The sequence below is a fragment of the Delftia acidovorans SPH-1 genome (assembly GCF_000018665.1).
Lineage (GTDB): Bacteria > Pseudomonadota > Gammaproteobacteria > Burkholderiales > Burkholderiaceae_C > Comamonas > Comamonas acidovorans.
The window spans coordinates 1899622-1921583 of sequence record NC_010002.1; the positions used below are offsets into that span (position 1 = coordinate 1899622).

The 21962-nt window shown below is 51.2% G+C and carries 18 protein-coding genes; 12 read left to right on the forward strand and 6 right to left on the reverse strand.

Annotated elements, in window-relative coordinates; translation table 11 throughout:
- The first annotated feature begins 122 nt into the window (after positions 1 to 122).
- Positions 123 to 1259 carry a hypothetical protein gene (locus DACI_RS08575; RefSeq protein ID WP_012203636.1) on the forward strand — a complete coding sequence of 379 codons (1137 nt, stop codon included), beginning with the start codon at positions 123 to 125 and terminating at the stop codon, positions 1257 to 1259.
- 111 nt (positions 1260 to 1370) lie between these two features.
- Positions 1371 to 1697 (forward strand): hypothetical protein, encoded by a 327-nt coding sequence (locus DACI_RS32485; protein ID WP_012203637.1) that lies wholly within the window; start codon positions 1371 to 1373, stop codon positions 1695 to 1697.
- A 386-nt stretch (positions 1698 to 2083) separates the two neighbouring features.
- Here the strand turns inward: DACI_RS32485 and DACI_RS08585 are convergent, their stop codons facing one another.
- From DACI_RS08585 to DACI_RS31050, 4 genes are all read right to left on the reverse strand, one after another.
- On the reverse strand, positions 2084 to 2365 hold the full coding sequence (locus tag DACI_RS08585) for an H-NS histone family protein (protein WP_012203638.1): 282 nt from the start codon (positions 2363 to 2365) through the stop codon (positions 2084 to 2086).
- Positions 2366 to 2567: 202 nt separating this feature from the next.
- Positions 2568 to 4223 (reverse strand): sulfatase-like hydrolase/transferase, encoded by a 1656-nt coding sequence (locus DACI_RS31040; RefSeq protein ID WP_012203639.1) that lies wholly within the window; start codon positions 4221 to 4223, stop codon positions 2568 to 2570.
- 36 nt (positions 4224 to 4259) lie between these two features.
- Positions 4260 to 5648, reverse strand: a complete 1389-nt coding sequence (locus DACI_RS31045; protein ID WP_012203640.1) for a heavy metal sensor histidine kinase — start codon at positions 5646 to 5648, stop codon at positions 4260 to 4262.
- Positions 5645 to 6328, reverse strand: a complete 684-nt coding sequence (locus DACI_RS31050; RefSeq protein WP_012203641.1) for a response regulator — start codon at positions 6326 to 6328, stop codon at positions 5645 to 5647. The genes DACI_RS31045 and DACI_RS31050 overlap by 4 nt, the downstream gene beginning before the upstream one ends.
- 185 nt (positions 6329 to 6513) lie before the next feature.
- On the opposite strand from DACI_RS31050, the gene DACI_RS08590 reads away from it, so the two are divergent.
- From DACI_RS08590 to DACI_RS30710, 10 genes are all read left to right on the forward strand, one after another.
- Entirely contained in the window at positions 6514 to 7815 is a 1302-nt protein-coding gene (locus DACI_RS08590; protein WP_016453760.1) for a TolC family protein, read from the forward strand.
- A gap of 16 nt (positions 7816 to 7831) precedes the next feature.
- Positions 7832 to 9202 carry an efflux RND transporter periplasmic adaptor subunit gene (locus DACI_RS08595; protein ID WP_012203643.1) on the forward strand — a complete coding sequence of 457 codons (1371 nt, stop codon included), beginning with the start codon at positions 7832 to 7834 and terminating at the stop codon, positions 9200 to 9202.
- 20 nt (positions 9203 to 9222) lie between these two features.
- A complete protein-coding gene (locus tag DACI_RS08600) occupies positions 9223 to 12411 on the forward strand; it encodes an efflux RND transporter permease subunit (protein WP_012203644.1) in 3189 nt (1062 codons plus the stop codon).
- 188 nt (positions 12412 to 12599) lie between these two features.
- Positions 12600 to 12950, forward strand: coding sequence for a DUF4148 domain-containing protein (locus DACI_RS30695; protein WP_012203645.1), 351 nt, complete (start codon positions 12600 to 12602; stop codon positions 12948 to 12950).
- Between the two features lie 170 nt (positions 12951 to 13120).
- Positions 13121 to 14815, forward strand: a complete 1695-nt coding sequence (locus DACI_RS08605) for a phosphoethanolamine transferase (RefSeq protein WP_080518178.1) — start codon at positions 13121 to 13123, stop codon at positions 14813 to 14815.
- Between the two features lie 101 nt (positions 14816 to 14916).
- Positions 14917 to 15306, forward strand: a complete 390-nt coding sequence (gene flgB, locus DACI_RS30700; RefSeq protein ID WP_012203647.1) for a flagellar basal body rod protein FlgB — start codon at positions 14917 to 14919, stop codon at positions 15304 to 15306.
- Positions 15307 to 15334: 28 nt separating this feature from the next.
- Positions 15335 to 15610: a double zinc ribbon domain-containing protein gene (locus tag DACI_RS32780; RefSeq protein WP_012203648.1), complete on the forward strand. Its 276-nt coding sequence runs from the start codon at positions 15335 to 15337 to the stop codon at positions 15608 to 15610.
- A gap of 72 nt (positions 15611 to 15682) precedes the next feature.
- The gene (locus DACI_RS08610) at positions 15683 to 18151 is read left to right on the forward strand and encodes a heavy metal translocating P-type ATPase (RefSeq protein WP_012203649.1); all 2469 of its coding nucleotides are present in this window, start codon (positions 15683 to 15685) and stop codon (positions 18149 to 18151) included.
- Between the two features lie 249 nt (positions 18152 to 18400).
- Positions 18401 to 19009, forward strand: coding sequence for a phosphatase PAP2 family protein (locus tag DACI_RS30705; protein WP_225971096.1), 609 nt, complete (start codon positions 18401 to 18403; stop codon positions 19007 to 19009).
- Positions 18984 to 19397, forward strand: a complete 414-nt coding sequence (locus tag DACI_RS30710; protein ID WP_012203651.1) for a diacylglycerol kinase — start codon at positions 18984 to 18986, stop codon at positions 19395 to 19397. The genes DACI_RS30705 and DACI_RS30710 overlap by 26 nt, the downstream gene beginning before the upstream one ends.
- Before the next feature lie 44 nt (positions 19398 to 19441).
- Here the strand turns inward: DACI_RS30710 and DACI_RS30715 are convergent, their stop codons facing one another.
- Both DACI_RS30715 and DACI_RS08615 read right to left on the reverse strand, forming a co-directional pair.
- A complete protein-coding gene (locus tag DACI_RS30715) occupies positions 19442 to 19768 on the reverse strand; it encodes a CzcE family metal-binding protein (RefSeq protein WP_012203652.1) in 327 nt (108 codons plus the stop codon).
- 133 nt (positions 19769 to 19901) lie between these two features.
- Positions 19902 to 20948 carry a porin gene (locus DACI_RS08615; protein ID WP_012203653.1) on the reverse strand — a complete coding sequence of 349 codons (1047 nt, stop codon included), beginning with the start codon at positions 20946 to 20948 and terminating at the stop codon, positions 19902 to 19904.
- Positions 20949 to 21962 lie beyond the last annotated feature (1014 nt).

Sequence of the window (21962 nt, forward strand, 5' to 3'; positions counted from 1 at the left end):
AGGGAGTCAGTTGGAATCAGCCAAGAAAGGGGGTTCACCGAGTGCCGCCCGCAGGCTCGCTATCGACTCAAGTGGCGATCGTCTATTTTTCGTTGAGCTAATATTTCCGCGAAGGGAGAGCAATGACGCTAACAGCCTTCTCAATTACTCGCACCGGCGAGTTCGACGTCGACCAAATTCTGGAAAAACTTAGTGCAGAAACAGGCCATGCCTACATGTCCGTTGAGAGAATTCCTGATGAGTGGCGAGCCCATCTTCGCGCTGATCTCAAGTGCCCAGACTGCTCGGTGACAGGGGCCGAGGTTGTTCGTTCCGTCGTCGCGGGCAAGTCCGGTAAGCCCAAAAGGCAGTCATTCTTCAGATTCACGACACCAGGTCACCACCCCTTTTGCGACTACGCCAACCCAGATGCGACGAATGCCGTACCCGAAACCCTAGTAGCTTTCAGTGAGTCACGGTCGAATCTGACGCGAGCGGTGAGGGATCTTGTGTGCACCGGGATCGAGGTAGGCAGCTTCAGCCAAGGTTCCATTCGTTCCATGCGGGATTGGTTTTTCAACAAGAAGGTCGAGTCGATGTTTGTGGTCTCCCTAGACCCGCGAACGTATCCGTGGATCGATGCACTGCGGGAGAACGCATTTCACGCTCGCGGCGCCTTGCCGACGGATGTAGAGATCACGCCAGAGATCGCCGAACTGCCCAACTTTAACTGGAGGGCCCAGGCAGCTCGCCTAGTTCAAGCCCGCTATCCCCAGCACCAGGCGAACATGCGCGCTTTGATAGACCAGCACATTGGCCTGTTCGGCGCGAGCGGAAAGCGGTCGGAGAGCTTGGCCAGGCGCTACGCCGGCAGGCCAGTTTTCAACCCTACGGTGCTGGCCTCCGAATATAGGAAGACCCTGGCCTTGTCGGAATTCATCGCTCATACGCACCCCCCATTGAATGCGGTCAAAGACACTAGTTCGAGCACGGGCAGTGTGCTCGCCTTGTCAGCATTGCTGCTGTTCGGACGAGACTGGGATATCAGCAAGGCGATCGCAGATTTCGCCAAGATCTCACCGGCGGTGGGTACTGCAGACCAGCAGCTCGGGAACGTAATGGGATTGAACCCTTTCCACGACTACGAAGCCTGGGCCGCACTAAAAAAGCTGCAGGACCTGAACATCCAGGTGCCGAAAGACATCGACATCAAGGCCGAGCGAGTCGTGGTGGAGGCGGCATTACGTGCGAAGTTCGGTGTATCGCCGCCCGGCGATTGATCGGCCATTTGCGAGCGAGTCTCGCGCCGCAGCAGTTCTCGGCTAAGAGCGGTCGGCACTGGCAGACTTCCGAGCGACAGCTTCAGGCGGTCATCGTGTTGTATCGACCAGTTGAATTCACACGCCCGCAAGGTCAGGGAGCTCTGGGGGGCACACCTGAGCATTGATGATCAGGAACTCCTGCTGCTGCCACGGACTTTGTCACTGGATACGGACTCCACGTCATTGGAAGGCCATCGGGAAAATCTGGCCTTGCTGCTCGAGAGCCGTGATCTACGCCGAATCCCCGTGAGCGAGAGCAGCTTCGTGTATGACGAAGTTGCCTTTCAGTGGCTTGCGCAGGGCAGACTGGACTTCAATCGGCAAACGTTTCGCGAGGCCTGCAAGCGTGAGGGGTTGTTGGATGGCGACGGCGAGCTCATGGGCTGTTCGGTGTGAAATCATTCGAGCACCCTTTCAATTGCCAGGAGGATCGTTGCATGGTGATGCTTGATCTGATCACTCACTTCGACGAACGTGCTATCCGCGACGAACTCGCTCTATCCCAAGCTCAAGGGCTTTGTGCAGGCTTAGGCCACTGGCACCCAACATCGCTGACTAAGTCTTGATGCGCACATTACACTGGCCTTCGCTACAGGATTAGTGCTGGACATCAAGGCTGACCGCGATGTCGAGATCGAGCAAAGAGCCATTCATCGAAATGTCTGGAACTCGAACGACACACCTCGCGATCCATCTTGGCCAGGAAGGCATTTCGACCAAAGGCACAAACCCCATCGATCACGGCGTTTACGCGTTCAAGCTCGCGTGCTCCTGGCCGCCCGTCAGATCTCGAAAGAGGTCCGATCCGCAGCATCCTTGATCCAGTTGGGCGGCTTGCCACGCCCCGTCCACGTAGCGCCGGTACCAGGATCGCGGTACTTGGCCGCGCCAGCCGAAGCTTTGCGTTTGGAGCCTCCGAACACATCGTCTGGAGTCAGGTGGAATTCCTCGATCAGGCTGCGCACGCGGGCGACCACGCCAGACTTTTCTGTGGCCAGAGCGTGGGCAATCTTGGCTTCAAGTTCAGCCTTCTGCTGAAGAAGTGTCTTGTAATCGGATGTCATGGTGTTCCTTAAATTTGCATGCTAGCAAATTGCTAATTTTAAGGGTTTCTAGCCAAGGATGCTTTCATTTCAGCGGGGCTAGAGAGCGAAATTTTGCTGCGCCCGCCTCATACTCAAGCACACCTCACACACACGAGAGTCATACACCCAATCTGAGCAGGACAAAAATGTCATGCTAACGACCATGTTCGCTCATGTTCGCTCATGGTCGCATGCTGGGCGTGGCCTCCGTCAACGGAAATGGAAGCTTCGGAGCAATCCATTGATAGTCTTCAGCCAGGATATTTAACTTACTACTTTTTCCCTCCCATTGCAGCGAGAGTAAATCCGCAATTGTCCAAGAGGCCCAGTCAGACCTAAATCCTCTATCACCAAGGTTATCCGGACTATTACTCTCAATTTTATTGCGCCAAATTATGGTCGGAATACGATAGCCAGACTCAGTTGAAGGGCTGTGACCAACCTTATTTAGTAGATGTCCAACCTCTTGGCCATGATCAGATAGGTACATCCAGGCCTGATAATCTGAACTACTTTCTGAAGTTTTCATCAGATCCAGTGTTTTGGCAATTACCGAATCATGATACAAGAGTGCGGCGTCATACTGCTCTCTGAAACCACGCACCCAAAATGATCTATGCTTAGCCTCCATCTCCCGATCTACATCATCAGTTGTATCATCAAAAGGGTTCTCATTTTTCGGGTAGCGAAGACTGTAATGAGGATGTGCACCAAGCAAATGCACAACAATAAATTTATTCTCCGCCCCATCCTTTAGAGCTTCTTCCAAAAGATTCAGAGTCTCGCCATCCAATGAGGATGATGAGCGACCAGGCGTGCGGTTGATCAACTCGACTATGTCTGCATAGCTTGCATGCCGCGATTCAATTGCAACATCATCATGATTGCTTACCCACCACGTCTTATAACCCGCGGCTCGAGCCATGGCCAAAAGGTGCAATGAATTATCAGTAGAAGCGGCCTGCAATGAAAACATCCGTTCAAACGCAGGTATTGTGCTTGCATCCAATGACCAAGAATTACGGAATATCACCATATTTCTACCCGCATCCCTCCGCTTTAGCGAGAGCATCGGCGTGGTATTTCTTGGGTAGCCATATATCCCCAAATTATCTCTATTAATACTATCCGCAATTACGAGAACAATTGTGGAGCTCCCTTTGCGCTCAACTTTTGGCGCCAGTGTCTTCGCTCTCGTGAACTGCTCTTCACGGATGGCAACTTGGTTTGCCCATTCTGCCTGAACAAGTGAAATAGACTCCTGCCAGTTTTTCCAGAAAACTATTGGATGCAACTTCCTCCAGGGCTTATTGACATGGGCAACCAAACTAAACGTCATCAGCAAGACGACGATGCACCAAATAGCCCTCGAGTAGCTCCTTGGCGCTGAATCAACCGAGATCAAGAGAACCAAAGAAAGGGTCGCCAGAAAAAACAACAGCAACCCCAAGCATATCAACAACACTGAATTTGCAAATGCATATTCAATGCCCTCTCGGAGATTGGTATTCGCTACTGCATTTAAAACAAGTGCGCTATCAGGCGCGGCGTCATAGGCCTCTCTCAGATAATATCGAGCGATTCCATCCACATAAAATGCCAAGGTCACAAGCCAAACGAAGGTCTTGCCGATCCAAGACGGATTTCCATTTTTTGCAAAAAGAAAAATCAGAAAGCAATATGGCAGGTACAAAACCAGTAGCTTTACCAACCTCAGTCCTTCATGACCAATACTTAATGCAGAAAAAACTGAAAGAAGTATTATTGCAAATACAAGTTCCGGTTTCTTAATTGCGCGCCACACTCTATCCCCAAAATTCTTCACCATCTCGATCATCTCACGCTCAGGGCATCATATTCTGACGAAAATTGATTATGCGTCATCACTGATCTGCGGGAATATCAACCCAATACTAGTCACTCCCGCTTCAGATCTTGCGAATACATTACCCTGATGCAGCCTGGCAATTGCGGCAACAATTGCCAGTCCTAGTCCGTGGTTACTTCTAGCCTGCGTCCTAGAGGAGTCTGCTCTGTAAAATCGATCAAATAGTCTCGGAAGATGAGAGGGATCTATGGTCTGGCCTTCGTTAGTGACTGTCAATTGGATATGCTGTGCATTCATGGTGAATGGGTTTCGATCAGAAGCAACCATTCGGATATCAACAATTATCTTGCTACCTTTTGAGGCATAGCGCGTAGCATTCCCCAAAAGATTCGAAAGTGCACGACGTAATAAGCTCGCATCCAAGATGCCTTTTGCTTCGCCCTGTATGGCTACCTCTAAACCAGCGTCCAGAAGAGACGCTTCGTGGAATTCAATAACCTCGCGAGCGAGCTCAGCGAGACTGCTTACCGCCATTCGCTGAGCACCATTCCCTCTATCTGCGTTTGAGAGGAAAAGCATATCGGCAATGATGCTGGCCATTCTATGCAAATCCTCCAAATTGGAAGATAGGACATCAACCAGTTCATCCGATGTTCTCCGCTTTCGTAGTGCCAGCTCCGCGCTACTTATCAAAGTTGACAAAGGTGTATTCAGCTCATGTGCCACGTCCGCGTTAAAAGATTCCATCTGCCTGTAAGCAACAGATAACCTATCCAAGAGGTCATTAATTTGCCGTATCAAGGGCATCAACTCTTGAGGCTGCTGGCTATCGTCCAATCTCTTTATCAAATTTTGAGCAGATACCTGTCGCGTCTGTGTGATCAAAAGGTTAATTGGCGACAGCCCCTTCTTCACCAACCAGATACTTGAAATAGAAACAATCAAAGTGCTAGCGATAGCTGCGATGCCAAGCGTCCATGCCAAATGACGCAAAATCATATTATCCGGACCACGATCCAATATGAGTGTTACAGCTATTTCTTGAGGGCTAGAATCTTGACTTGAAACTTTCACAGAGAACTCGCGTTCAATGGTATTTTCTCTGTGACGCAGCAGTTCAAAAAGAACCTCCCCATTCACGCCATATTTTCGCACCACCAATGACAAATCGTCGTGCCCGCTCAAAAAATCCAACAGTGAACTCTGCAACGATTCGGTATTTATGTGTAGCTTACTCTCATTGAGCAGGCGCTCCAACGCTACTTGTTTATGATCAAGAGCATCGGTTTGCTTCAAATAGAGCGTTTGCGATATGACCAGATAAACAGCCACGCACACTATTCCTAGTCCAAAAATAGTTTGCAGAGCCAGAGAAATAGACAAACGCGCCGACAAAGGGCGCGTCGCTTTTTTTGCTCTTCCTTGTTTAATCATCTTGATTCCAAAATGTAGCCCATTCCGCGAATGGTGTGCAGCAATGGCTTATCGAACGGCTCATCGATTTTCATTCTTAGCCTTCTAATGGCCACCTCAACGACATTTGACTCTGACTCAAAATTTATTGACCAGACCTGAGAGGCTAGCTCAGCTCGAGAAATCACCTCTCCTTGTCTACGTATCAACAATATCAGCAAGCTATACTCTTTCGCACTTAGATCGAGTTTTTTCCCCGCACGAAAGGCACGCTGCCTTGCAAGATCTATTTCCAAGTCGTGCATTCTCAATATTGTCGCAACATTCACCGCACTGCTCAATGAAGGATTCCTGCGGAGCAATACCTTTATTCTTGCGACCAATTCGGAAAATGCAAACGGCTTGACCATATAGTCATCAGCACCGCTTTTCAAGCCGGTCACTCTGTCTTCAACTGAATCTCTTGCAGTGAGCATCAAAACAGCTGTTTGCTTTGACTGTCTCAAAGCCGCTAAAACAGCAAGGCCATCTATTCCAGGAAGCATGCCATCAAGAATAATTACATCGAAATCCTGGGTAGCCGCCTTATTTAGTCCTGAGATCCCATCAAGTGCAAAATCTACAGTAAACCCTTCGTCGTCCAACCCTCTGACAAGCTGGTCTACCAACTTTTCATCATCCTCAATTATTAGGATTCTCATGGGGCGGATTGTGATCCCAGGGCCCTGGCACTTGGATGATAAATTTGTCATCTGATTATCAGGAAGCCGCCGGGAACGCTCCTCTATAGTGCCCTTCGCCCATACCTTGCGCTTGCGCATAAATATTTCAGGGCACTACAGCGACCGACAGGAACATGGATTCTGTCCGGGCAGGAGTTTCATACATGATCTTGGTAACCACACGTGGCAAGGAGAGGCTTCGCACGAGCTTCTGCCAAACCTTGCTTGTCAGCATGTTGGTAGGGGCAGGCCTAGTCCACGCCGCACCCACGAGCTCAAGCAGCCTCACAACGGCCTCAAGCGAAGCACCGGCGGCGCCCTTGACATTGTCTGTCGCGGTCGCTCAAGCCTTAGCAACTCATCCGAGCTTGCGTGCGGCTCAGTTCGGACTTGAGGCCAGCGACGGCGCAGTCCTTCAAAGCAAGTCTCGCCCCAACCCCGAGCTCTCCTACGCTCAAGAAGATACACGCAGCCGTACCAAAACATCAACCGTTCAGTGGAATCAGTTGGTTGAAGTCGGAGGCAAGCGAGACGCACGCATGCGCATCGCGGAACGCGGGCGTGACGTCGCTCAAGCCGGGGTGGCCGCCACCCGTGCAAACATCCGTGCCGACGTGCGCGCAACTTTCTACAGTCTTTTAGCGGCCCAGGAGCGGGTGACTGTTGCCAAGCAAACAGTGGAGATAGTTAGGAGTGCCCGCGAAGCGGCAGCAAAACGCGTTGCGGCCGGCAAAGTAGCTCCGCTTGAAGAAAGCAGGGCAAAGGTTGCTGAGTCTGGGGCTGAACTCGAGCAGGGTAAAGCGGAGTCGGACCTTCGTGTTGCTCGGCAGCAGATGCAGGCACTTCTAGGAGGACAAGACTTCTCCTTTGGACCAGCGCTCGGGACCTTCGAGATCGCTCCTGAAGCACCTGCTGCATCGGAATTGTTGGCCCAGTTGGAGGACTCCCCATCCATCAGGCAGGCGCGCTCTACGCTGGAGCAAAGCCGCGCATCAGCAGATCTAGAGCGAGCAAAGCGCTTGCCTGATCCGACCTTGAGCTTGGGTGTGAAGCGCGCGCAGGAGGTGGGGCGTAACCAACTTGTTTTTGGAATTTCGATACCACTTCCGGTGCTGGACACCAACCGCGGTAACCAGATCCAAGCACTGCGCCTTGCCGATCAAGCTGAAGAGAAGCTTCAAGCGCTGCGCGTCCAGATGCAGACAGATGTGTTTCAAGCCCGTGAGCAGTTGGAAACCAGCCGTCGCCTTGCACAACAGCTATCAACCCAAGTACTGCCCACAGCACAAACTGCTTATGAAGCAGCCGTGAAGGGCTTTTCACTTGGAAAGTTTAGCTACCTCGACGTTCTGGACGCACAGCGCACATGGTTCGACGCGCGTAGCCAGTATCTAAGCCAGCTGCTGTCCACCCATAGCGCCGTCGCGGACCTCGAACGTCTGCTCGGATCGCAAGCTGATCAGTAAACCATTGAGCCGCCAAATGAAAACGAACTCTTCTTCAAGTTCTAGCCGTACGCCAACCGTCATAGCGATTGTGAGCATCCTGTCTGTAGGGGTTCTCGCAGCGACTCTGATTTTGCGATCAGGCAACTCCAACTCCCCCGAATCCAGCGGAAAGACCCCCCAGTCCCAGGAGCATGGTCATGGTGAGGCCGCAGGCCATGCTGATCAAGAACATCATGGGGAGAAGGCTGCCAAGTCCCACAGCGATGACAAGGGCCATGCTGATGGTGAGCATCATGAAGAGGGCGATGGCAACAAGGCCAAGCCAGAAGCTTCCGCCAAGCCCGGCGCCGAAGCTGGTCATGACGAAGATGAAGGATTGATCCCGATGGATGCCCAACGCATCCAGGTTGCCGGCCTCAAGGCCGCTCAAGCTGGACCATCGGTTATCCGTAGCGTGCTGCAACTGCCTGGAGAGATTCGCTTTAACGAAGACCGCACCGCTCACGTGGTACCCCGCGTTGCCGGCGTCGCGGAAAGCGTGCCAGCCAACTTAGGTCAAAACGTTAAGAAGGGCCAGCTGCTGGCTGTTCTGAGCAGCGTTGCAGTGTCGGAGCAGCGCAGCGAACTGTTGGGCGCGCAAAAGCGTTTGGCACTCGCCCGAACCACCTATCAGCGTGAAAAGCAGCTTTGGGAGGAAAAGGTTTCGGCGGAGCAGGACTATCTGCAGGCCCAACAGGTACTACGCGAAGCTGAGATCGCGGTCTCCAACGCTCAGCAAAAGTTGGCAGCTACTGGTGCAGGCGCTGGCGCGGGCGCAGGGCTCAATCGCTTCGAACTACGGGCACCATTTGACGGTGTGATCGTGGAGAAGCACCTGTCTATCGGTGAGGCCGTTCAGGACACCACGCAAGTCTTCACGATCTCCGACCTTCGTTCTGTGTGGGCCGAGATGAGAGTCTCCGCCCCCGATCTGCCCTCAGTGCGTGTTGGCGAAAAGGCAACGGTTCGCGCGACAGCATTTGAATCTGCAGCGACGGGCGAAGTCTCCTATGTCGGCGCGCTCATCGGACAGGACACGCGAACTGCCCCAGCCCGTATCACCTTGCCGAACCCAGACGGTGCCTGGCGCCCAGGTCTGTTTGTGAATGTGGAGGTCACAGCATCCTCGCAGGAAGCCGCGCTCACCGTTGTGTCCACCGCAATTCAGCGCATCGAAAACCAAAAGACAGTGGTGTTCGTTCCAGTGCAAGGCGGCTTCCGGGCACAGCCGGTTCGAATCGGACGTACGGACTCCAAAAATACGGAAATCTTGGAAGGCCTCAAGCCTGGCCAAGCGTACGTGGCCGAAGGGAGTTTCCTCCTGAAGGCGGAGCTCGGCAAAGCCACGGCTGAACATGCTCATTGAGGCGGGGACCGGAGAACTACATGTTTGAACGCATCATCCGCTTTGCCATTGAGCAGCGCTGGCTTGTGCTGCTCGCCGTTTTCGGCATGGCAGCACTGGGCATCTTTAGCTACCAGCGCCTGGCCATCGACGCTGTGCCCGACATCACCAATGTCCAGGTGCAGATCAACACCCAGGCTCCCGGCTACTCTCCGCTGGAGACTGAGCAGCGCGTCACCTACCCGATAGAAACGGTGATGGCTGGACTGCCGAACCTGGAGCAGACGCGCTCGCTGTCGCGCTACGGCCTGTCTCAGGTTACCGTAGTGTTCAAGGACGGCACGGACATCTACTTCGCGCGCCAGCTCGTGGGCGAACGCATGCAACAGGCCCGAGAGAGCCTGCCAGACGGCGTGTCTCCCACCTTAGGGCCGATATCGACTGGCCTAGGAGAGATCTATCTCTGGACCGTTGAGGCGGAGGAAAACGCCAAAAAGCCCGATGGGTCTCCCTACACTCCTATGGACTTGCGGGAGATCCAGGATTGGGTGATCAAACCTCAGCTGCGCAACGTGCCAGGCGTTACTGAGATCAACTCAATTGGTGGCTACGCGAAGGAGTACCTCGTCGCGCCCTCTCCTGAGAAGCTCTCTGCCTACGGCTTCACACTGGCCGACATCGTGGCGGCGCTGCAGCGCAACAATGCAAACGTCGGCGCTGGCTACATCGAGCGCCAAGGCGAGCAATATTTGATCCGTGCGCCTGGTCAAGTTAAGGGCATCGCAGACATCCGTGAGGTCATCGTTGGCTCTGCACAGGGTCAGCCTATTCGCATCCGTGACTTGGCAGAAGTGGGCCTCGGCCGCGAGCTGCGCACTGGCGCAGCCACCGACAACGGTCGCGAGGTAGTGCTGGGAACGGTGTTCATGCTGATTGGAGAGAACAGCCGAAAGGTTTCCCAGGCCGTCGATATTCGTATGCGGGAAATTAACCGCAACTTGCCCGAAGGCGTCAAAGCCGTAACGGTCTACGACCGTACGAACCTGGTGGACAAGGCCATTGCCACCGTCAAAAAGAACTTGCTCGAAGGCGCCGCCCTGGTGGTGGTCATCCTCTTCCTGTTCCTGGGTAACCTGCGCGCGGCGCTGATCACAGCGTTGATCATCCCACTGTCCATGTTGTTCACCTTCACCGGAATGGTGTACTACAAAGTCAGTGCCAACCTCATGAGCTTGGGAGCTCTCGACTTCGGCATCATCATCGATGGCGCCGTGGTGATCGTGGAAAACTGTGTACGCCGTTTGGCCCATGCGCAAGAAGCGCGCGGCCGCCCCTTGACTCGCAGTGAGCGGTTTCATGAAGTGTTTGCTGCCGCCAAGGAAGCTCGGCGTCCGTTGCTCTTCGGCCAGCTCATCATCATGGTGGTCTATCTGCCCATCTTTGCCCTCACAGGGGTGGAAGGCAAGATGTTCCATCCCATGGCGTTGACTGTGGTCATTGCCTTGGCCGGCGCCATGCTGCTGTCCATCACGTTCATTCCTGCGGCTGTGGCCCTGTTCATGGGCGACAAAGTGGCCGAAAAGGAAAACCGCATCATGGGCTGGGCTCGGCAGGCGTACTCGCCTGTGCTTGCCCGCGTTATGGCGGCTCCAGCAGTGGTGTTGACAGCAGCAGGCGTGGCGGTCGCGCTCAGCCTTCTGCTTGCGACGCGCCTTGGTAGCGAGTTCGCTCCTAATCTCAACGAGGGTGATTTCGCCATACAGGCGCTGCGCATACCAGGCACCAGCCTCACGCAGTCCTTGGAGATGCAGATCCAGATCGAAAATACTCTGAAAAAGGAGTTCCCCGAGATCGATCGAGTGTTCGCTCGTACAGGTACTGCCGAGATCGCTTCGGATCCGATGCCTCCCAACATCTCCGACGGCTACATCATGCTCAAGCCCAAGGACCAGTGGCCAGATCCATCTCGTTCACGCGATGACCTGCTCGCTGCCATCCAGAAGACTGCTGACGGAGTGCCAGGCAACAACTATGAGTTTTCGCAGCCGATTCAGCTTCGCTTCAACGAACTGATCTCGGGCGTGCGCAGCGACGTCGCCGTCAAGATCTTTGGTGACGACATGGCCGTCCTGGAGAAGAACGCCCAAACAGTGGCAGGGATGCTTCAGCAGATCCAAGGCGCCTCTGAGGTTAAGGTTGAACAGACGACAGGCCTGCCCATGCTCACCGTTCAAATTGACCGTGAGAAGGCTTCACGCTATGGGCTGAACATGGGTGACGTACAGGACACCATCAGCGTTGCGTTGGGCGGAGGAGAAGCGGGGATCGTGTTCGAAGGCGATAAGCGCTTCGACATTCAAGTGCGCCTGCCGGAGAACATCCGCAATGACGTGGAAGCGCTGAGCCGCCTTCCCATCGCCTTGCCAAAGGGAGCAGATGGCCGAGTTGGCTTCGTCCCTTTGTCTTCCGTTGCGACCTTTGAGACGGCGCCTGGTCCCAACCAAGTCAGCCGAGAGGATGGGAAACGACGCATCGTCGTCAGCGCAAACGTGCGCGGACGTGACATCGGGTCCTTTGTGGGCGAAGCAGAGCAGCGCCTGGAGAGCTTGCAACTGCCGGCTGGCTACTGGACCCGTTGGGGAGGTACGTTTGAGAACCTGGAGTCCGCTCGACAGAGACTTCTGATCGTCGTACCCGTTGCACTTTTGATGGTGTTCGTGCTGCTCTTCGCAATGTTCGGCAACGTTCGTGACGGCCTCATCGTCTTCACGGGTATTCCGTTTGCGCTAACGGGAGGCATCTTGGCGCTATGGCTGCGCGACATCCCGTTGTCGATTACGGCAGCTGTGGGTTTTATCGCGCTATCCGGTGTGGCAGTGCTCAACGGCCTGGTGATGATCTCCTACTTCCGTACATTGCGTGAAGAGGGTCGAAACGTAGCTGACGCCGTGACTGAGGGAGCCCTGACCCGGCTGCGGCCGGTCTTGATGACCGCCCTGGTCGCCTCACTTGGGTTCGTCCCCATGGCCATCGCCACGGGTACTGGAGCTGAAGTGCAGCGTCCCCTGGCCACCGTGGTGATCGGAGGGATTCTGTCCTCAACGATCCTCACGCTCTTAGTGCTGCCTTTGCTGTACCGACTCATACACAGGAACGACCCTTCAGAAAGTGAAGGTCAAGGGAACCCCGAGAGTGGAGCATCGTCCTCTGGCGAGGTGGCGATCGTGTAACTGGGACAGCGATCGCCTTTTACAGGTCATGGCTTAATGCCATGGCCTTTTTTTGTGTCAACAAGATTACAGCTTTGTCACTGCAATGTGTGCGTCCTGTGGGGGGCATTTTTCTACAGTAGAGCCATCGACTTGAGATAGATCCAAATCTCGAGAAGAGAATCAAAACTCTGTTGAAAGGAAATCCAATGAAGCACCGTCGTTTTTACTCTGCATCTTTTATTGCAGCATTGGTCGCTTCGGCGGCGTTCGTTCTCCCTGGTACCGCCTCGGCAGAAAGCTACCAGCACCCTGCCAACAACGAAGCGGGGGTGAAGACTTACCCGGAGCATTTCAAGGGCGAAAAAACCCGTGAACAAGTTCAAGCTGAAGCTGCAGCGGCTGTCCGTGAGGGTGGTACCAATCGTTTTAATACGGGAGTTTACCCGGCGGCCTCGAAGCAACCTACTACAGGCAAGACACGCGAAGAAGTAATTAACGAGCTGCTGAGGGAAACTCCTGCTGAGCGCGACGCCCGTCAGCGTTCGATGGGCGGTTAAGCACGAAATCGCTTAACACGACAGCCGTATACCATCAAAAAAGACGTGGCTATCTGTCATCAGCAATGACAAAATAGTCGCGCATAGAAAAGCAGATTATGCCTTCCTCTTTAGAACAACGTTCTCTTGAGGAAGGCTTTCTGCGTTTGGCTCAAGCAAAAGAGCTAGTCATGAAAAATAATAATCAAAGCTTTCTACAGAAAATATCAGCGCACCTGACAGTTGGCCCAGCTCTTTTAATCATTGCGACAGGACTGTGGATCGCGACCATTGGAAATATTCCATTGTGGAAAGCTCTGAGCCAACTGCCTGAAGGTGTCGATGCCAAGTTCTTTACAGGGTTTCTAACGGCAGTCGCTGCATTAAATATATCACTCATCGCAATCTTCGCCTGGGGACGGCTGCTAAAGCCAGTGTTGATTTTTTCGATACTTACAGCGTCTATCACAAGCTACTTCATGCTGAACTACGGGATAGTCATTGATCCCGGCATGGTGAGGAACACAATACAAACGGATGTGGCTGAGGCGAGCGATCTCGTAAGCGTACAAATGCTGCTTACCGTAGTTATGCTTTCTGCAGTACCGATCGCGTTCATATGTCTTGCGAATGTAAAGAAGACTACTGCAGTTGGGTCGTTAGCCACCTCCATTGCTTTGTCAGCAACGGGCTTAGTATTTTCAATTTTGTGCATATTTTTAATTTATCAGCCATTCTCCTCGACGATGAGAAATCATACAAAGATGAGATATCTGATAAACCCACTAAATACCTTTTACTCAACAATTAAGGTTGCCACAAATCCATTAGAACGGACAAATGCTGAGCTTTCTAAAATAGGCCAAGACGCCAAAATAATTACACCCCCTGCAGAAACTACAGCCGCGCCCATCCTACTACTAGTAGTCGGTGAAACTGCACGATCAGAAAGCTTTGGATTAAACGGGTACGAAAGGAATACAACTCCGCAGTTGTCCCAACGTACAGATATCTTCTCATCGAAAAATGCTTGGTCTTGCGGGACGAGTACAGCTGAGTCGCTTCCCTGCATGTTCTCTCACATGAGTAGAGAAAAATATTTCTCCAGAAAGCAAAATTACGAAAACATGCTCGATGTCTTGAGTCGCGCCGGGCTATCCGTCTTCTGGCTCGACAACCAGTCCGGGTGCAAGGGCATTTGCGCAAGGGTCGCAAACGAACAATTCAAGCATCAACCAAACAACCCTCTATGTGACAAAGAAGGTGTTTGCCAAGATGCAGCCATGCTGGACTCTCTTGAAGAGCGTATTAAATGGCCTCCAACAAATACAGGAGATAAAGGCAAGGTGATCGTGCTTCACCAGATGGGTAGCCATGGACCCGCCTATTACAAGAGATCAAGCATGCAGAGAAAGCCTTTCCAGCCCGAATGCAAATCAGCATCTCTGCAGCAATGTACACAGCAAGAGGTTATAAACGCCTACGACAACAGTATTGTCGAAACGGATCACTTCATAAATAGCTCTATCGAGTGGCTGAAAAACAAATTCCCATCAACCCCCACTGCATTGATTTACGTCTCTGACCATGGAGAATCACTGGGTGAAAATAACATATATCTTCACGGCCTCCCATACTCAATAGCGCCCAACGTACAGAAAAATATACCGTGGATAGTTTGGCTCTCCGAATCCATGATGGCATCCAGACAAAAAAACCTATCCTGCATTGCAGAGAAAAACAACGACAGAGCCATTAGTCATGATAACTACTTTCATACTGTACTTGGATTAATGAACGTTCAAACAGCTGTTTATGAGAAATCTCTAGACATCACTGCACCATGCATGAAGAAAGAGTCGGTCGCCAACATAACAAATATGTAACCCAATCAAATTAGCCAGTCCACTATCATATTTAACCAGTCTTTGACCGTCAACGATGAAATGGCAATCACCTCGAAAGAGGATTTTACTGGAGGCATGAAATGAGTGAAGTTCGTTTTGAAGATATAGCTCTAAAGATAAGAACTCAAAGACTTGCGATTATTGCAAGTAATATAGCCAACGCAGATACACCTGGGTACCAGGCAAAGGACCTTGATTTCAAAGAAGCACTTGAACGGAGCAACGCAACAATGCTGTCCGTTAGTAGCACCAGCAAGGGTCACATTCCCAGCTCTGAGATGAAATCTATTTATGACACACAAGTCGCCTTCCGTCCGGCATCACAAAATTCTCTCGACAGAAATACTGTCGACTTAGACCAAGAAAGAGCCAGCTTTATTGACAATGCAATTCGGACAGAGCTTGCAATGAAACAAGCGGTAGAAGAGTATTCTGAAATTGGCGATATGCTAGCCAAAATGATTAAATAATTAAATCTCGCTTCAAGGAAATTGAATCATGGGTATCAGTAAATGGCTATTTGGAAAAATTCAACATAACAATAATGGTGGCCATCACCAAAAAAATGGCGGTCATCACAATCAATACAATCAGCCCGCACAAAGGGGGAGTTATGGAGAAGTCGGATATGCATGTCCAACCTGTAGAACGATCAATTCAGCGACGAGCCGCTTCTGCCGACAATGCGGACTTTCATTAGTTTGCCAAGGTTGCGATGCAACTATCACGCCTGGCGCAAAATTTTGCCCTCAATGCGGACGCGCGGCTTCCTAAGTTGACGTTGCCTGCGCCAACTAGTACGCTGCGAAGCAAGTATCGATTTCTTCCTGTCTTCGCCTAAACATCATGACAAAAAAACTGCGTCTAGACATACCAGTAGTGCTGCCATCGATTTCCTCGAGCGAGGATCTTCTAGTAAGAAGATTGTTAAATGATATTGAAGGAAGGGATGGGGTTGAGAAAGTACATCTTGAGCCTGGACAGGATGGTGAATGGCCTAAGCTTTGCATACACTATGATTCAGATAAGCTGTCATTAGTTCGGATACGCGAACTAGTTCAAGCAGCTGGCTCCAGGATCACCGACCGATGGGGCCATTTTCTGCTCGAGTTAGATGGAATCAAGCACGCGCGCAAGGCCCAAACCGTTGAGGCCAAACTCAGCGAATTGAGTGGTGTTCTGGAAGTGCAAGTAAGCGCAACTGGACAAGTTCATATCGACTTCGACAAGTCAAAAATAAAAGAAGCTGATATTTTGGAGGCACTAAAAGAGTTGAACGTTACGCCAGTTCGGTCGAAGGCTGCTAATCCTTCTGCCCCAAAGGGTCACGAGCATTCAAAATCCGAATCGGATCATAAGCATGATCATGGGAATGGCATTTTGGGAGAAAATGCCGAGATGATTTTCGCGATCACCTGCGGCGCGCTACTAGGATTGGGGGTGGTCATTGAAAAATTTGTAGCCAATGCACCATCTTGGCTACCAATTAGCTGCTTCGTATTAGCATACTTTTTTGGTGGATTCTTCACCTTAAGAGAAGCAATAGAGAACCTCAAACTTAAGAGGTTTGAAATAGATACCCTCATGCTTGTAGCTGCAGCGGGCGCTGCTGCTCTGGGCTCTTGGGCAGAAGGTGCATTATTACTTTTTCTTTTCAGCATTGGTCATGCCCTCGAACACTACGCGATGGGCCGCGCCAAGCGTGCAATTGAAGCACTCGCAGAGCTAGCACCTGATAAAGCAACAGTTCGGAGAGACGGCGAGGCCCGCGAAATTCCTGTCGAAGAACTGGTCGTAGGCGACACTGTCCTCATTAAGCCAAATGAGCGCATTGCGGCCGATGGCTTCATCGTACGCGGCAACTCTGCCATCAACCAAGCTCCAGTTACCGGCGAAAGCATTCCAGTTGACAAACGAGCTGTTGCTGATATTGATAGAGCCAGAGCAAAGCCCGATATTGTCGGATCGGAATCAAAGGTTTTTGCCGGAACGATTAATGGAGCTAGTGGTATCGAAATTGAGGTAACCAAAAAATCCTCAGACTCAGCACTGGCCAGAGTCGTGAAAATGGTTAGCGAAGCCGAGACCTTGAAGTCACCGACTCAGCGCTTCACCGAGAAATTCGAGAAGGTATTTGTCCCAGCGGTTCTGCTGCTCGCATTTTTACTGCTTTTTGCGTGGGTTGTTGTTGACGAGTCATTCCGAGAGAGCTTCTACAGATCGATGGCTGTACTGGTCGCCGCCAGCCCATGTGCGCTCGCAATAGCCACACCAAGCGCTGTGCTGTCCGGTATAGCCCGCGCAGCTCGAGGAGGCGTACTGATCAAAGGTGGAGCTCCTCTAGAAGAACTTGGATCGCTGAACGCAATTGCCTTTGATAAAACCGGAACATTGACCGAAGGTCAGCCAAGGATTACCGATGTAGTACCGCTGGAAGGAGTTACGCAGGAAGAACTGCTAGAAGTGGCCATAGCAGTTGAGTCTCTCAGCGATCACCCTCTTGCTGTAGCAATTGTGAAAGATGCAGGCGCCCGCATCACCGTGCCGGTCCGCCTGAATGCCGTCGATCTCAACAATTTGATTGGCCGTGGAGTGAAGGCGACCATCGACTCCAAACCGGTTTGGATCGGTAAGGCCGAGATGTTCGGCACTGAGGGAATTCCCAGTCTAAGCAGTCAGTCAAAATTCATAATAGACAAACTCCGAGAAGATGGCCGAACAACAATGTTTGTTCGGTTTGATGATAAAGAGCTAGGAGCTATCGGTCTACTAGATACTCCGAGGCCTGGAGCGAAGGAAGCACTGCAAGAACTGCGTCGTCTAGGTATTTCCAGAATGATAATGATCTCTGGTGACCATCAAAAGGTTGCGGATGCGATTGCTAAAGAGGTGGGCCTAGACGAGGCTTGGGGTGACCTCATGCCAGAAGACAAAGTTAAGGCAATACGGGATCTAAAGAAAAATACTAAAGTCGCCATGGTTGGAGATGGTGTTAACGATGCCCCCGCCATGGCGAACTCCACTGTAGGAATTGCAATGGGAGCTGCCGGTTCCGACGTGGCTCTAGAAACAGCAGATGTCGCATTAATGGCAGATGATCTAAAGCACTTGCCTTTTGCGGTAGGCCTGAGTCGACACACCAGATCAGTCATACGACAGAATGTCTTCGTGAGCTTAGGCATAGTCGCGGTTCTAGTTCCGGCTACTATTATGGGACTCAGTATTGGTGCTGCGGTTGCGGTCCATGAAGGATCAACCCTATTAGTGGTTTTCAATGCACTACGTTTGCTAGCCTACAAGAAGCAGCAGGTTTGATCGGTGCTGACCACATAGTCTGAAAAACTGGCCCTTCGATACGGGCCAGTTCTAATTGGGGCATCGGCCCTGCAGTGCGGCCTCAGAATAAAAAATATGTTTCAAGAACAATTGGGAAATTATATAGATTCCCAGCGACACCAGTTTCTGATCACCCATATCTTCACACCATTCCTCCCAATAATTGCTATGTCATATGTGCTCATGGCAGGAGGAGGTGATCAATGGCTTGCTGATTCTATATACGGAATGCAAGGCCATGAATGGAGGTTTGTCGATAACTGGCTCGCGTCAACAATACTTCATCGAGGTGGAAAGATTGCAAGCATCCTTGCAGCAATAACAGTTTTCTGCCTCTACACTATATCTTTTCTTAAATGTGCGCCATACATTCGGTTGTGGAGAACGCCATTGTGCTATTTGCTGCTTACCATAATAGCGAGTGTGGTAGCAATAAGCTTATTAAAATCACTAACTAACATGGACTGCCCTTGGAGCCTGGTGGACTACGGAGGGGATCGCCCATTTGTAGGGCTATTTGAGACCAGGCCCTCAGGCCTCGGGCGAGGAAAATGCTTTCCTGCCGGGCATGCTAGTGCTGGATATGCATGGATTAGTCTCTATTTTTTCTACCTAATGGTTAAACCATCGTACCGATGGCTGGGCCTCGCCATTGGAATATTGTCCGGATTGATCTTTGGCCTGACGCAGCAGTTTCGAGGCGCTCATTTTGCATCCCATGACCTCTGGTCTTTAGCAATCTGCTGGTACATATCAGCACTGATGTACACCTTCTTCTCAAAATTTGAATCTCACCCCCGCAGCCACTATTGTGAAAAACAACTCTACCAAGCCTAATATTTTCGTCAATCAGCAGAAGAGCCGAAAAGGACTAAACCGACTAATTCACGCAACGCGTTACTCCTGGCGAGGCATCCTAGATGCTTGGCATGAAAAAGCATTCAGGCTAGAGTGCAAGATATTTGTCATATCCACACCTTTGGCATTGTTGATTGGAAACGGTTGGCTGGAGAAGTTTCTACTTATCGCAAGCATCTGGGTCTTGATGTTAATAGAAGTTCTCAATTCTGCTATCGAATCTGCAATAGACAGGGTAGGCTCCGAAGAGCACGAACTCTCTAGAAGAGCAAAGGACCTAGGTAGTGCGGCAGTGCTGATGGGCATACTGCTATGCTTGGCGCTATGGACGGCTACCATATACAACAACATCCGACTTTTCAATTAAAAATAGCCCACCTACGGTGGGCTATTTTTTAGATGGCAGACAGATTACCCACCATACTCATATTCATTGGGGGCAACAAACATCGACCTGCCTTGGGCATCAAAACCCTTGGGAGCAAATTTTGCAATCGGTACTTCAGAATGGTAAATTGAATCAGCCTTCCAGATGAACGTCTTTCCGTTGCTCGAAAACTGAATAATTTCTCCACAATTTATGTTTATTGGTTTTTTCTGAGAAAGGTCTATCGTTCGAAAATTCGGAGACTGAACCTCAGAGCCGTAGTAAGACTTTCCGGTAGGGAAAGTATCCGCCCATGCTTGGCTCGTAACGAGCATCATGGCAACAGCGGCAAGCGACAGAGTGGACTTCATTGGAGACTCCTTTCCTATAAAAAAATGCCATGGAGCGCTAACTCCATGGCATTCACTGTAACCGAGCCAACATTTAAATTTGCAAGCTGGACAGTTACTTTCCTGTCACATTGCAGACTGAAAACCTGGCTCTTTAGAAGGAATGACGAATACCGACTTCTGCGCCAGTAGAACTACCGCCTCCAGCCAGACCAGACGCCCCGCCGACCAAGCTGAAGTTCGCACCACCCTTGTTCGTGATACGGGCGATAGTGCCGTAGACAGCCGTACGAGTCGACATGTTGTGGACGTAGCCGATTGCGTACTTGTTAGCATCGCTCTGGTTGTACCCAACGGGGCCCTTACGCGAATCGGTGCGCACATAAGAAGCTCGGATGTAGTCCTTGCCCACAGGCACCGTCACACCAACTTGCCAGCGATCTTCTGAGCCCGCAGCACGAGAGCCATAAGTTCCAAAGGGCAGATCGTCACGCTGGAAATAACCCATCAGAGTCGCTACACCGAAGTTGTACGACGCTGCTGCACCATATTGCTTGAGCTTGGCACCAGCAGTCGTGACATCGGTTGCACCGTACGAAAGCGAGAGGCTCAGAGGACCGTTGTCATAGGCCAAACGCCCAGCCATGTGTCGACCAACTTTGGTCAGCGGATCTTCGTCCATAGCGTACATTGCTTCCGCTTGGAAACCCGCGAACTTCGGAGAGAAGTACTGAATGGCATTGTCGTAACGATAGTACGACGCGATTGTGCCAGGCAAGCGGCTGGTGACGTTGGAGCCGGCCAGGCCGATCACATTGAAGGGATCGAACTTGGTTGCATTGATGGAAGCAGGCGAGAAATCGCGACCCAGGCGAACTTCACCAAAATTGCCCATCAGGCTGATCGTCGAGCGACGCTGGAAGAATTTTCCCGTCGAGCTGAAGGTGCCGGTATCGGCATTAACGTCAGACTCAAGCCAGAAACCAGCTTTCAGGCCTCCGCCAAGATCTTCTACGCCACGAAAACCGAAGCGGCCGGACGACAGACCGCTGTTGTTCATCGTCAGGTTGCTTGGAAGATTGCTGTTGTTCACGTAACGCGTGTTCACGTCAACGATACCAAACAGGGTGACGGAGGATTGAGCACTTGCACTTGCAGCAATGCCTGCCAGCGACAACGCAACTATATGTTTGAGGTTCATGATCAGTTTCCTTAAGAAAGCGGTAGGTTGATGCCTGCTTAGGCCATCAAACGGAATCCTAAACGTCACACAAAAAAATATCGCTCAGTGAAAAGGAATGAGCATGTTTGCGCAAGCCAAAACTGCGCATTTCCATCGTTCATGAACCCTCTTTCCAACATCTCAAGCTGCAGATCTGATTTCTGATAGTTCCGAGGCATAGCGTTTCATGAAAATTGCAAATATGTCATTTTTTTGAGTGGAATATGCCATCACAAATTTGTTAGTGTCTTTGAAAAACTAGGATTCGGATTTTTTGCTCAACTTATAGTGATTCCGGGAGATGTGATGCGGAGAGAGGATTTACAGCTCAGGCAGCTTGCGAAGACTGGGGATACAGAGGCATGCTTAAAGCTTGGTGAAGCATATTTAACAGGCTCACCTGGGATAGCCAAAAATACTTCCATCGGGATTTCTTATCTCAGATTGGCGATCCCAAAAGCCGAACAAAGAGTTGCTTCCTGCTTAGCAAAAAATCTATCGCTCCGAGAGCTCATCAGCGAGGACCTGGCTTTCGCTCTTAGGCAAGCTGCTGAAGTGGATGAGATCGCTAGATTAAAGTTGTCAGCCTGGCACTTTCTTCGTTGCGAGCCAGATATGGGAATTTCCTGGCTACGCCGATGCCAGACCAGACTTATTGAGAGCAATGCTATCGATAGTCAAATTCCATCTGTTTCCAAGATATTGGAATCCTTATATGCACTACGTGTTATTAATCCGAAAGATGTCTCTTATGTCATCGAAAGCGAGGCTCGATCCGCACTAGATGAAAATCGCCTCGACAAGAGCATACAGATGATATCAATGCTCTCAATGAGCTGCCGATCTGTTGCGCTTGACCCAGTTTTTCATCAGCTGATATGCGACATTGTTGCGTATGCAGAGAAATTTAGGCGCGATTTGGGTTGTCTATCCAAGAGTATGATCGAGCAGAGCTTAGAGCGATGCTCTGCAAATGGCGATCTCAATGCGTGC